We start from the raw sequence: 13072 nt of genomic DNA on the forward strand, positions 1-13072 counted from the left end.
TAGCACAAGTTACTGCCTCCCCACAATCCTGAAAGCGGAAACAAGAGGGGGAATTTCCTGTAGTGGTGCGGGGTTTATCCGCGTGCCAGCCGTCCTCAGATGAAATTCGGTTGGTCCAAATGAAAGCGGTTTATGTGCAGGTAGAAGGACGGTTGGTCGCGAATAGAACGGATAATAGGCATCGTGGCAGAGCTGCTCTATGATTAGGTGCATAAACACACTTACCTGCCGACAACCAATCAAGAGGAGGGGCCGCTTGACCATGACCCAAACGAGAAAAGTGCTGTCTACCGTAGTTTCGCTCTCGCTGATGACCGGCGTACTTGCCGCCTGCGGAGGAGACAAAAAAGAAGGGGCGAACGCCAACCAATCCCCAAGTCCCGGCACGTCCGCCACCCCGAAGGAAACTCCCTACCCTGCGTCCATCACTTACTGGACGACGCTCAATGCGAACGTAGCCGCCACCATGAAGAACTACGGCGAAATCGCGGCTTACAAGGAAATGGAGAAGATCACAGGCACGAAGGTCGAATTCCAGCATCCGCCGGTCGGACAGGAGAAAGACCAGTTCAACCTGATGATCGCGTCGGGCAAGCTGCCGGACGTCATTGAGTACAGCTGGGGCGGAGCTCCGAAGGGCGCCGATTCGCTCATTAAAGAGAAGCGGATTCTCCGCCTGAACGAGCTGATCGAGCAGAACGCGCCCAATCTGACGAAGCTTCTTAAGGAAAAGCCGGAATTCCGCAAGCTGATCACGACCGACGAAGGCAACATCTATGTGATGCCGTTCCTGCTGGGGGACGAGCTGCTGTCCGTCGTGAACGGCCCGGCGGTCCGCAAAGACTGGCTGGATAAGCTCGGCCTGAAGCCGCCGAAGACGATCGCCGAATGGGAGACTGTGCTCACCGCGTTCCGGGATCGCGATCCGAACGGCAATGGGAAGAAGGACGAGATTCCGTTCCTGTTCAGCATGGCGGACGTCGATTTCAACTCGCTTCTGGTCGGCGCCTGGGGCATTACATCGGATTTCTACCAGGAAGGCGGGAAGGTCAAGTACGGTCCTGTAGAGCCCCAGTTCAAGGACTTCCTCGCCACGATGGCCAAATGGTACAAGGAAGGGCTCATCGACAAGGATTATTCGACGACCGACGCCAAGCTTAAGGACGCCAAGGTGAGCAACGACCAGCTCGGCATGATCACAGCCTACGCGGGAAGCGGAATCGGCCGTTACATTCCGCTCGTGCGGCCGAACAACCCGAACTTCAAGCTGGAGGGCATTACGTATCCGGTCGCGAAGGAAGGCGACAAGGCGATCGGCCAATATACATTCCCGTTCACCGGCGTAGGTGCGGCTGTCACGACGTCCGCCAAAAATCCGGAGCAGATCATCAAATGGCTGGATTACAAATACGGGCAGGAAGGTCATATGCTGTTCAACTTCGGCATCGAGGGCACGACCTACAAGATGGAGAACGGCTATCCCAAGTACACCGATCTCATCCTTAACCCTCCGGACAAACTGCCGATCGCCCAAGCGATGGCCAAGTATTTCCAAGCCTCTTACAGCGGCCCATTCCTGCAGGATAAGCGCTACATCGAGCAATTCTATACGCTGCCTGAGCAGCGCGACGCCCAGAAGGCGTGGATGCAGGCGGATCACGCCAAGCTGCTGCCGCCGATTACGCTGACGGCCGATGAGAGCTCCAAGACCGCCTCGATCATGAACGACGTCAAGACGTACCGCGACGAGATGATCAACAAGTTCATCATGGGCGCCGAGCCGATCGAGAACTTCGACAAATTCGTCAAGACGATCAATGGCATGGGACTGTCCGAAGCGGTCAAAGCCCGGCAGGCGGCCCTCGACCGTTACAACAACCGCAAATAAAGGCAAGCGCCGGAAGCGGACGGGGAGACTCTCCCCGTCTGTCCGGTCCGGCCGTCAGCAAGGAAAACGGCGCCCGTCCGTCATTCAACCGGCGAGGGCACAGAGGCGATAAGGAGGGCTGGCGATGTCCGTTGCCATGAAACCTCAGGAGAAACCAACTCCTGCGTCCACAAGGAAGAGCTTGGGAGCTAGAATGCTAAAGGACCTGATGGTCAACAAGTATATCTATCTGATGCTCCTTCCGGTTGTGGCTTATTATTTTCTGTTTTACTACGTGCCGATGTACGGCTTGCAGATCGCCTTCAAGGATTTCTCACCAGGCCTTGGCCTGTGGGACAGTCCGTGGGTCGGACTCAAAAATTTTCAGGATTTCTTCAACAGCTATTACTTTGTGCGGCTGCTGCGTAACACGCTGCTGCTGAGTTTTTACGATCTGCTCTTCTCTTTCCCGGCTTCCATTATTCTGGCCTTGCTGCTGAACGAGCTCAGAAGCGCCGTGTTCAAACGGGCGGTCCAGACTATTACCTACATGCCGCACTTCATCTCGATCGTCGTCGTTGCCGGGATGATGGTGGACTTCCTCTCCCGGGACGGCCTGATCAACAACATTCTGGGCTGGTTCGGCATAGAGCCGACCGCCTACCTGCAGGAAAGCGGCTGGTTCCGGACGATCTATGTCTCCTCCGGCATCTGGCAGGGCGTCGGCTGGGGCTCCATCATCTACCTGTCGGCCATGTCCAGCATTGATCCTTCGCTCTATGAGGCGGCCAAAGTGGATGGAGCGAACCGGTGGAAGCAAACGTGGCACATTACGCTGCCGGGCATATTGCCCACCATCATCATCTTGCTTATTCTGCAGATCGGCCATTTCATGTCGGTCGGTACGGAAAAGATTCTGTTGCTCTATAACAGCAGCACGTACGAGACGGCGGACGTCATCGGCACGTTCGTTTACCGCAAAGGCATTCTGGAGTCCAACTTCAGCTACAGCGCCGCTGTCGGGCTGTTCAATTCCATCATCAATTTTACACTGCTTATTGTGGCGAACACCGTGAGCCGCCGCACGAGCGAAACCAAGCTGTGGTAAGGAGGGACGATTGATGAATCAGCGGACTTGGGGAGAAAAACTGTTCGACGTCTTCAACATTACCTTCATGATCGCCCTATCGGTCGCCACCATCTACCCGTTCGTCTTCGTGCTGTTCGCTTCCTTGAGCGATCCGTCCTGGGTGGTAAAGGTCCGGGGGCTAATCTGGTATCCGAAGGGCGTTACACTTGAAGCCTACCGGCTTGTCTTCAGCAATCCGTCCATTCTGACCGGATATGCGAATACGCTGTTCTATGTGGTCGTGGGCACGACGGTCAATATCCTCATGACGTCGCTCGGGGCGTACGCGCTGTCCCGCCAGAACGTCATGTGGAAGAACCCGATTATGTTCATGATCGTCTTCACGATGTTCTTCAACGGCGGACTGATCCCGACCTATCTGCTGATCGAGAACCTCGGACTTGTCGATTCCCGTTGGGCGCTGATCTTTCCGAGCGCGATGAGCGCCTTCAATCTTATCATCATGCGGACGGCGTTCCAGGGCGTGCCGGTCAGCCTGGAGGAATCCGCTAGGCTCGACGGCGCCAACGACTTCACGATCCTGTTCCGGGTCGTGCTGCCGCTGTCGATGCCCGTCGTGGCCGTCATGATTCTGTTCTACGGCGTCGGCCATTGGAACGGATGGTTCAACGCAATGCTCTATCTGCGTTCCCGCGACCTGTACCCGCTGCAGCTCATTCTGCGGGAGATTCTCATTACGAACAGCACCGACTCGATGCTGACAGGCGCGACGGGAGGCGACCGGATGCCGATCGGCGAGACGATCAAGTACGCGACGATTATCGTGGCGACAGTTCCGATTCTTTGCCTCTATCCCTTCCTGCAAAGATTCTTCGTCAAGGGCGTCATGATCGGCGCCATCAAGGGCTAACAAGACTATCAGGCGGTTAAGGCCGAAAGGAGAACGTTGTTCATGTGGACGCAAGCGATTGAGGATGCGGTCGCGAAGACCAAAGCCAATCTGACCAAATTCGGGGACCGGTTCCCTCACATTACGCAGGGGACGGCCGTGAAGCAGTACGAATGGGGAGACAACACCGACTGGATTGAGGGCTTCTATGCCGGAATGGTCTGGCTGTCCTACGAGTATACGCGGGAGCCGGAGCTGCTGGAGGCGGCGAATCGCCAGCTGGCCGACTTCCGCCGGCGGCTCGACGAGGACGTCGCTCTGGACCACCACGACATCGGCTTCCTCTATTGCCCGTCGGCGCTGGCCGGCTGGATCGTAGAGGGAAGCGAAGACGCACGCCGGCTCGCGCTGGATGCGGCGGACCGGCTGATGCGGCGGTGGCGTCCGGAGGGACAGTACATCCAGGCTTGGGGGCCGAAGGGCCATCCGGAGAATGGCGGCCGGATCATCATCGACTGCCTGATGAATCTGCCGCTCCTTTATTGGGCCTCTGCCCAAACGGGAGACCCTTCCTACGCCGAGGCGGCACGCATTCACGCGGACAAGAGCCGGCGGTTTCTGGTGCGCGGGGACGATTCCTCTTACCACACCTTTTACTTCGAGCCGGAGACCGGCAGCGCCATCCGCGGGGGCACGCATCAAGGCTACCAGGACGGCTCGACCTGGACGAGAGGGCAGGCGTGGGGCATTTACGGCTTTGCGCTGTCCTATCGATATACTGGAGATGCTCACTATCTCGAGACGTCCCGCCGGCTGGCGCGTTATTTCGTCGAGCATCTGCCGGAGGATAACGTTGCCTACTGGGATTTCGACGTCGAGATCGGACCCGATACATACCGCGACAGCTCGGCATCGGCGATTGCCGCGGCCGGCCTGCTGGAGCTGCTCGAGCATCTGCCGGAGGACGACGCGGATCGCGCTTATTTCACGGAGGCGGTGGAGCGGTCGATGCGCTCGCTCGTCGAGAAGTATGCGACGATTGGCGAGCCGGACGCCGAGGGGCTGCTTAAGCACGGCTCCTACTATATCCGCGGCAACCGGGGGCCCGACGACTATATGATTTGGGGGGACTATTATTACCTTGAGGCGCTGATGCGGCTTGAGCGGAAGATCCCCGGCTACTGGTACGAGCGCCGGTAAGGACTGGAGTTGAACCCTGCAGCAAGACCTAGACCTTGGAGAAGGAGTGGGCCGCTGCAGGGTTTTTGCCGTCTGTCGTCTCGGCAACGGACGGCCGAATTGCCAGGTGCATAGCAATCGTCCCGACGGGCGGCCTGGCGGTGCAGGGTGACCAAGAAGGAACGAGGAGGAGAAGCAGGATGAAGCGTACGATCAGCGGAATGCTAGTGCTGCTCATGGTGGCGGGACTGGTCCCGGCGGGAGGAGCGGCGCCGCGCACGGCTAAAGCGGCGAGCGCCAATCTGCTGGCGAATGGAGACTTCGAGCAGACGGGAAAGGCAAGCGACTGGGCGGGCGGCGTTTCGTCCGCTTCGTGGACGCGCTATTTGTTCACCGGCACGCCGGTGTTCGCTGTCGACGAGGCGGTAGCGCACGGCGGTAGCCGCTCGGTTCGTCTGGAAGCGTCGGCGCCGGCGCGCGCGACGGTGTACCAGCAGACGGTCGAGGTAGTGCCGGGCAAGACGTACCGCGTGAGCGGGTGGATGAAGACGGAGATGTCGGCGGGCAAGGGGCTGGTGCGGGTACAGGTGGGCCGCACGTCGGGTGGGAATCTGCTCGTGAACACAGCGGAAGCTTCCGGGTCGACGGATTGGCTCTACTTCGAGCGGAACGTCACGATTCCGGACAATGCCACTAGTCCGGCTTGGCTCAAGGTTGAGGCTTTCCTTGAGAACGGGACGGGCAAGGTCTGGTACGACGACTTTGCGGTCGAGGAATGGAACGGCGTAAAGAGCGTCCGGATCGAGCCGAAGACCTTGTCGCTGCAGCCGGGCGAGACGTCGGGGCTGACCGCCCGGTTCGTGCCGGAGGACGCTACGAACCGGGCGGTAACCTGGACCTCCTCCGACGAGGCGGTCGCGGGCATTGATGCGGCCGGGGTGGTGACAGCCAAGGCCGCCGGCTATTCGGTGCTGACCGTGAAGACCGTGGATGGAGGCTTCACGGATACGGCCGTCGTCAGCGTGGGAGCGCCTCCTACGCTCAAGGCGGAGCCGTATGCCGGCCAGGTGGCGGAGGATGGTGAGCTGGACGGGCGGCTTGCAGGCGGGGACAGCACCGGAGCACCGGTCGTCTTCGAGAAGGCCTCCGAACCGAAGCACGGCAAGCTGACGGTGTTCGCGGACGGGCGTTTCCTCTATTACCCCGATCCGGATTATTCGGGCAGCGACGAGTTCCTCTTTTTGGTGAAGCCGTCGCAGGGCGGGGGGCCGGCATTTGCCTCTGCCCGAATCGACGTGACACCCGTGAACGATGCGCCTGTCCTCGACCTCGAATGGGCTTCGACGCCTAAGGGGACCGTTCTGAAGAGTAAGCTGCAAAAGGCCGTAGACAAGGAGAACGAGAAGATCACCTGGTCCAAGGCAGGGGAGCCGGCTCACGGGACGCTGCAGGTGAACGCCGACGGGACCTACGTCTATACGCCTGCCGCCGGGTTCACCGGGTACGACACGTTCCGCGTTGCGGCGACCGACGCCGGCGGAGGACGGACGGAAGGAGAGCTCAAGGTCTATGTCATTCCTTCCGGTGAAGACATGCTCGCGCAGTTCCGCAGCCGTCCTGCCTACGGCCAGCATCCGCGGCTCTTGGCGGACGAGTCCGACTTCGCCCGCACCCGCTCGCTGATCGGCACCGACCCGTACATCACGGCTTGGTACGAGAAGCTGAAGGAGCAAGCCGAGCCGGTACTGAGTACCGAGCCGCTGCCTTATACGCCAAACGGCTCGAACAATTATGCGATCCGGGACCGGCTGCTGAATACGAGCCTCATGTACCAGCTGAGCGGAGACAAGCGCTACGCCGACCGGGCGATGCGGGAGCTTAAGGCGCTCGCAGGCTATGCGGATTGGGGCGGCCGGTACAACAACATTCTTGCATTGGCAGAGCTGTCGTTCTCGGTGAGCCTTGCCTACGACTGGGTCTACGAGGCACTGACGCCGGAAGAGCGGACTGTGGCAGCGACTGCCATCCGGGAGAAGGCGCTAGCCACGGCGCTCGACTGGTACCGGGGAGCATTCACCCACAATGGGGAATTCAACAATATCAACCTTGTGGACAACGGTAACTTCGGGCTGGCCGCGCTCGCCATCGCCGACGCGGACGCCGCGTCGGAAGCGGCTGCACTAGAAGTGCTGACCGGCATGTACCGCAAGCTCCAGCTGGCGATGCGCCACTACACTCCAGACGGCGCCTGGCCCGAGGGACCGGCCTATTGGCATTACGGCGGGCAGTATTTGACGTACATGGTCGCTGCGATGAACAACGTGCTGGGGACCGATTACGGCCTGTCTGCACTGGAGGGCTTCGAAGAGTCTGGGGCGTTCCCGCTGCATATGCTCGGCGAAGGCGGGTATTTCGATTTCTATGACGGCGGCATCTCGATGGCGCAGCCGGAGTCGATGTGGTTCGCGGATTTCTTCGGCAAGCCGGAGTACGCTTGGCATCTCGGGGATCTGTACCGGCGCAAGGACGTCTTCCATCCTCTCTACCTCGTTCTCTATAAGCCGGGACTGTTCGACCGGACGCCTACGGAGCTCGACCGGTTCTACCGGGCTATCGAATCCGGATCAATGCGCAGCGCCTGGGACGATCCCGATGCGTTGTTCGCTTCGATGAAAGGAGCCGACGAGACGCTCAAGAGCCATTTCGACGCCGATGCGGGGACCTTTGTCTTCGACGCGCTCGGGGTTCGCTGGGCGATGGACTCCGGCAACGAGAACTACAACCTCCCGGGCTTCTGGGACTACACGAACCAGCGCTGGCTGTATTACCGCAAGAAGACCGAGGGTCATAACACGATCGTGCTCAATCCGGCCGACAATCCGGTGATCCAGCAGGAGCCGTACGGCAAGGCGGTCCGGATCCGCGAGGAATCCAAGCCGCGCGGGGCTTTCACGGTGCTGGACATGACGGACGTCTACCGGAAGGACGCGGTCAGCATGAAACGCGGGATGATGCTGACCGGCGACCGGACCCAGCTGCTCGTCCAGGACGAGATGAAGCTCAAGACGCCGTCCGAGCTGTACTGGTTCCTCCACACCAAGGCAAGCATCGAGGTGATCGAGGGAGGCAAGGCGGCCATTCTCCGCCAGGGAGACAAGAGGCTGTACGCCAAGCTGGCGGTAGCTCCGGCGGATGCCGTCTTCTCGGTAATGAACGCCGAGCCGCTGCCGACCTCGCCCAATCCGGCGGATCAGTCGTCCAATTTCGGCGTCCGCAAGCTGACCGTGCATCTGACCGACGTGATGGAAGCGAACCTGTCGGTCTGGCTCGTACCGCTTCGCGAAGGAGAGCCGCTGCCGGCCGAAGCGCCCGCCTTCACGCCGCTGGCCGGTTGGACGGTGCCGGACGGCGAGCTGCCTCCCAAGCAGGCGCGTCCCGTCCTGAACGAGCTGCTCGTGGGCGGCAAGCCCGTCCCCGGCTTCAATCCGGCCGGCACGTTCTACGAAGTGACCGTCCCATTCGAGACGCAGCAGCCGCCGGTCGTCACGGCAACTTCGGATCATCCGGTCACCATCGAGCAGGCGGTGGCGGTGCCCGGGACAGCACGCGTGACCGTACGGGACCGCGAGCGGCCGGAGCTGACAAACGTTTATACGGTCGCCTTCAAACGACTGCCGCTCGTCGGCGATCCGCCGGGCATGGAGAAGTACGCCGTGGCCGCGGTAGACGCAAGCGCCGTGCCGGAGGAGGCGCTCGGCAATACGCCGGACAAAACGATTGACGGCAATCTCGACACCAGATGGTCGGCTCCCGGCAAGCAGTGGATCCGCTACGATCTCGGCGCGGCGAAGCCTGTGCAGGCCGTCTCGATTGGCATCTACAACGGAACCAGCCGGAGGGCGTTCTTTGCCATCGAGGCTTCGAAGGATGGGAGCAGCTGGACGGAGCTGTTCAGCGGGGAAAGCTCGGGAACGACCGTGCTTCCGGAGACATTCCTCCTGCCGGTGACCGAAGCCCGGTATATCCGGATCGTCGGAAGCGGCAACTCGGCGAACAACTACAACAGCATCACGGAGGTGGCGATCTACGGACCGTCGCCGGTGAGTGGAGTGGAGCTGGACCGTGACGAGCTGCTCCTGACCTCCCGCGACCGGGAAGCGCAGCTGACGGCCCGCATCGTTCCGGAGTCGGCAGGCACCCAGAACGTCCGCTGGTCGTCGGCGGATGAGCGAGTCGCCGTCGTCGATGCCGGCGGACGGGTGACCGCGGTAGGCGAAGGTACGACGCTCGTCACCGCTGCTGTGGAGGAGGGCCGGTTCACCGCTTCGGCCCGTGTCACGGTTGACCTCGAGGCGCCACGCCTCACCGTGCAGGGGCCGGCCCGCATGCGGCAGAGCGAGGCGGTGACCTTCTCCGTCTACGCCGAGGATGCGGGAACCGGCGTCGCGTCGGTCACCGTGACGCTGGACGGCGAGCCGCGACAGACTCCGCTCGCGCTTGAGCCGCTGGCGCTGGCGGCGGGCGAGCACCTGCTACGCGCGTCGGCCGTCGACCGGGCGGGCCAGGAAGCGGTCCGCGAGCAGCGCTTCGTCGTCGAGGTAACGCCCGCCGAGCTGGTGAACGTGCTGACGGCCGGCGCCGCCAAGGGTTGGATCCGGGTCGACGACGCGCCCGAAGGCCTGTTTCACAAGGCCCGGCAGCTGGCGGAGATAGCGCCGGGAGATACCAAGAAGCTGGATGCTGCGCTTCGCGCGTTCGACGCGATGGTGCGCGCCCAGTCAGGCAAGACGATCGATCCGGCCTTCGCCCGGCTGCTGCTGGACGATACCGCCTACATTCGCAGCGGGCAGTAAGACTTAAGAGAGGACCCAGCGCGCCAATGACGAGCCTGGGAGGTTAAGCGGGACCGGACGAAAAAGAGCAAGCGGAAAGTACAGTCGGAACAGATGAAGCGAAAGAACAAGCGAATGAACAAGCGAAAGAACAACCACGAGACTAGACCCGCAAGAACCCGGCTGGGAAAACCAGTCGGGTTCTTTGTGCTTCGGAGGAGTCCTGGAAACCCCTCTTGCAGCCTTGGCGTCGGCCTAGCGGACAGAAGTTGGCGTACAATTTGCCATAACTTTATTCCAAAATGGAAGAAAGTGCGCTATACTGAACCTATCAATCATCTTTCACGGTACGGAGAGTCTAGAAGGGAGCGAGCGGGATGAGAGGAATCGGACGGGAGGGCGCGCCTGACTGGCGTCTGCTCACGGAGCTGTTCTGGTCGTTCGCCAAGCTGGCGCCGGTCACGTTCGGTGGGGGCTACGCGATGATCCCCGTCATCCAGCGGGAGGTCGTGGACCGTAAGCGATGGATGAGCGAGGAGGAGATGGGCGACGTCCTGTCGGTGGCCGGGTCCGCACCTGGCGGCATTGGCGTGAACGCGGCTATCTTCACCGGCTATCGCATCGCCCGCTTTCCGGGCGCCGTGACGGCGCTCGTCGGCGTCTCGCTGCCTACCTTCCTCATCGTGCTGCTGCTTAGCGCGTCGCTGCTCTACCTGAAGGATTCGCCCAAGGTAGCGGCGGCCTTCCGCGGGATGCAGTCGGCCGTGGTGGCGCTAATTGCGGTCGCCGGGCTGCGGATGGCCAAGACGGCCATCCTGGATGCCTCCACGCTGATCGCGATGGTGGCGACGGCCGCGCTCCTGCTTTTGCTGCATGTTCATCCCCTGCTTGTCATCCTATGCGGCATCGGGCTCGGCATCGGCATCGTCAAGGCGAAGGACGCCCTGGGGATGGCCGTTCGGCTGGAAAAGGCTCCGGAGGAAGGGGCCGGCGCCAGGACGAAGCGCAAGGGCCGGCAGCCGGCCTACAAGTACGACGACTATTTCATTGGAGACGGCATTTGATTTGAACAGCTGGCTCAGACCGGAGAGGAGGGAGCGGCTTGCTGTGGATCTTGTTCTGGACGTTCGCCAAGATCGGCGTGCTCTCGTTCGGCGGGGGCTATGCGATGATCCCGGCGATCGAGCATGAGGTGCTGGCGCACGGCTGGATGACCAGCGAGGCGTACAGCGAGGTGATCGCGGTCGCCGGTCTGTCGCCGGGCCCGGTGGCGACCAACAGCGCCATCATCGTCGGCTACCGGGCGGCCGGCGTGCCGGGAGCGGTGGCGTCTGCGCTTGGCATGGCGCTGCCGAGCCTGGTCATCATCGTCACGCTGGCATCGATGTTCGTGCGGATGAACGGCAGCCGGCTCGTGCGTTCGGCGTTTTACGGCCTCCGTCCGATCGTGACCGGCCTCGTGCTCTATGCCGCCATTCACTTCGGCATTGTCAACGGGATCGTCGGCCCCCCGACCTGGGAGACGGGAGCCTCGGTCCTGATTCTCGCCGTGGCGCTGCTGACGATGCTCAAATACAAATGGCATCCTCTGTATGTCATCCTTTTGTCAGGCGTCATGGGGGCGGCTTTTTTCGGATAGCGGATCGGCAGGACCTGCTTGCGCGGCGAGCGGGTCTTTTTTTATTCCCTGCCGGTGTAAATCATCCGGTGGACCGTTGCCGTTCCGTCCTAGTGCTGGGCATGTCGGGGCTCAGCCGCTGTTCGCTTCAGGCTGAGGTTCTCTCGATGGGGATAGCCAAGCACCGCCGGGTCGGGTAAAATCAAAGTAATTTGGTTGGATTAATGGAGGCTGATGGAAATGAGGGAGAACAAGCGGCTCGGGAGCGCGAAAGCGAAGCGGGTATTCCAGTTGATTCGAAAAGGCGCTGCCGCGAAAGCCGAGCTGCTGGAGAGAAGCGGCCTGTCCGTCAGCACGCTGACCCGCACGCTAGAAGAGCTGCAGGGCCAAGGCTGGATCCGCGAAACGGGGCTGGGAGCATCAACAGGAGGCCGCCGGCCGTTCCTCTATGAGGTCCGACCGGAGGCCGGCTATGCGTATGGTCTGGATATCTCCCGGATGCAGGCGAGACTCGTGCTGTGCGACCTCGGCATGCAGCGGCTCGCCTCCGCCGCCTGGCCGATGGACGAGACGGTCACGCCGGCCGTCCTGGCCGGTCAGGTGACGGAAGCCGCCGTCCGGCTGCGGACCGAAGCGGCCGTGCCGGAGAAGGCGCTTCTCGGCATCGGCATCGGCGCGGTCGGTCCGCTGTCGCCTTCGGCCGGCGTCCTTCTTCGTCCTCTTCATTTCCCCGCATCGGGCTGGGAGAATGTCCCGATCGCCCGCATGCTGGAGGAACGGCTTGCCCTGCCGGCGCTGCTGGACAACGGGGCGAACACCGCCATCCGCGGAGAATACTGGGCCGACCGGGTCCGCGATTTCCGCCATCTGCTCTATCTCCACGTCGGGGTGGGCGTCCGCTCCGCCGTTATGTCTGACGGCAAGATCGTGTACGGGGCCGTCGACATGGAGGGCGCTGTCGGCCAGATGATCATCCAGGCGTCCGGCGTCCCCCACCGCGAGCCCGGGGGCAACAGCGGGGCGCTCGAAAGCTACGCATCGCTCTATGCGGTGGAACGGGACGTGAAGGCACTGCTGCGGGAGGGACACCCCTCCGTCCTCGCCGAGTGGGTGCGGTCACCCGAGCAGGTGACTTTTCCGCTCGTCATGAAGGCGCTCGCGGAGAACGATCCGCTGGCGGTGGAGGCGGCGCTCCGAGCCGCCTCCAGTCTCGGCATTGGCCTTGCCAATCTGCTCAATATTCTGCACCCGGAGAAGGTCATTCTGGGCGGGCCGCTGATCGGCGCGCACGAGCTGTTCTTCCGCACGGCCACGCAGGCGGCGGTCAAGCAGACGTATTACTACCCAGAATATCAAGTCGTGTTCAGCCGGGGCCGGCTCGGAGACGAGGCGATTGCCGTCGGGGCGGCCGTTATGGTACTGGACGCCTTGGCGGACTAGAGGAACGGGAGCAAGCCGGATATCGCTTTGAGGGACCTTCCCCAAGGTTCGCTATCTGCGGAATTTGTCGAATTAGGGTGTGATTTTTGGACGTGCAGCCATTTCCAATTGAGGATATAATGGGGGAGGACTAGTAGGAACCCAGATTAAGGGAGGA

General features: G+C 61.7%; 8 protein-coding genes. All 8 read left to right on the top strand.

Features of this window, described 5'->3' with window-relative positions; translation table 11 throughout:
- Positions 1-262: 262 nt before the first annotated feature.
- The 8 genes from KJS47_RS12640 (at position 263) to KJS47_RS12675 (ending at position 12915) form a co-directional block, all read left to right on the top strand.
- Positions 263-1888 carry an extracellular solute-binding protein gene (locus KJS47_RS12640; RefSeq protein WP_213525403.1) on the top strand — a complete coding sequence of 542 codons (1626 nt, stop codon included), beginning with the start codon at positions 263-265 and terminating at the stop codon, positions 1886-1888.
- 193 nt (positions 1889-2081) lie between these two features.
- Positions 2082-2975 (top strand): ABC transporter permease, encoded by an 894-nt coding sequence (locus KJS47_RS12645; RefSeq protein ID WP_249716341.1) that lies wholly within the window; start codon positions 2082-2084, stop codon positions 2973-2975.
- 13 nt (positions 2976-2988) lie between these two features.
- Entirely contained in the window at positions 2989-3867 is an 879-nt protein-coding gene (locus KJS47_RS12650; protein WP_374707027.1) for a carbohydrate ABC transporter permease, read from the top strand.
- Between the two features lie 42 nt (positions 3868-3909).
- Complete coding sequence (locus KJS47_RS12655) at positions 3910-5046, top strand: glycoside hydrolase family 88 protein (RefSeq protein WP_213525405.1); 1137 nt, start codon at positions 3910-3912, stop codon at positions 5044-5046.
- A 179-nt stretch (positions 5047-5225) separates the two neighbouring features.
- The gene (locus KJS47_RS12660) at positions 5226-9878 is read left to right on the top strand and encodes an Ig-like domain-containing protein (protein ID WP_213525406.1); all 4653 of its coding nucleotides are present in this window, start codon (positions 5226-5228) and stop codon (positions 9876-9878) included.
- Between the two features lie 356 nt (positions 9879-10234).
- Entirely contained in the window at positions 10235-10921 is a 687-nt protein-coding gene (locus tag KJS47_RS12665; protein ID WP_213525407.1) for a chromate transporter, read from the top strand.
- Between the two features lie 38 nt (positions 10922-10959).
- Positions 10960-11496: a chromate transporter gene (locus KJS47_RS12670; protein ID WP_213525408.1), complete on the top strand. Its 537-nt coding sequence runs from the start codon at positions 10960-10962 to the stop codon at positions 11494-11496.
- 219 nt (positions 11497-11715) lie between these two features.
- Positions 11716-12915 (top strand): ROK family protein, encoded by a 1200-nt coding sequence (locus tag KJS47_RS12675; protein ID WP_306433029.1) that lies wholly within the window; start codon positions 11716-11718, stop codon positions 12913-12915.
- The last annotated feature ends 157 nt before the right edge of the window (positions 12916-13072 follow it).

Origin of the sequence: Paenibacillus sp. J31TS4 (genome assembly GCF_018403265.1) — a bacterium.
Lineage (GTDB): Bacteria > Bacillota > Bacilli > Paenibacillales > NBRC-103111 > J31TS4.

What these genes read in the sequence shown, in the direction of transcription:
- KJS47_RS12640 (WP_213525403.1), top strand. Translation starts at nt 263, where the DNA reads ATGACCCAAACGAGAAAAGTGCTGTCTACCGTAGTTTCGCTCTCGCTG.
- KJS47_RS12645 (WP_249716341.1), top strand. Translation starts at nt 2,082, where the DNA reads ATGCTAAAGGACCTGATGGTCAACAAGTATATCTATCTGATGCTCCTT.
- KJS47_RS12650 (WP_374707027.1), top strand. Translation starts at nt 2,989, where the DNA reads ATGAATCAGCGGACTTGGGGAGAAAAACTGTTCGACGTCTTCAACATT.
- KJS47_RS12655 (WP_213525405.1), top strand. Translation starts at nt 3,910, where the DNA reads ATGTGGACGCAAGCGATTGAGGATGCGGTCGCGAAGACCAAAGCCAAT.
- KJS47_RS12660 (WP_213525406.1), top strand. Translation starts at nt 5,226, where the DNA reads ATGAAGCGTACGATCAGCGGAATGCTAGTGCTGCTCATGGTGGCGGGA.
- KJS47_RS12665 (WP_213525407.1), top strand. Translation starts at nt 10,235, where the DNA reads ATGAGAGGAATCGGACGGGAGGGCGCGCCTGACTGGCGTCTGCTCACG.
- KJS47_RS12675 (WP_306433029.1), top strand. Translation starts at nt 11,716, where the DNA reads ATGAGGGAGAACAAGCGGCTCGGGAGCGCGAAAGCGAAGCGGGTATTC.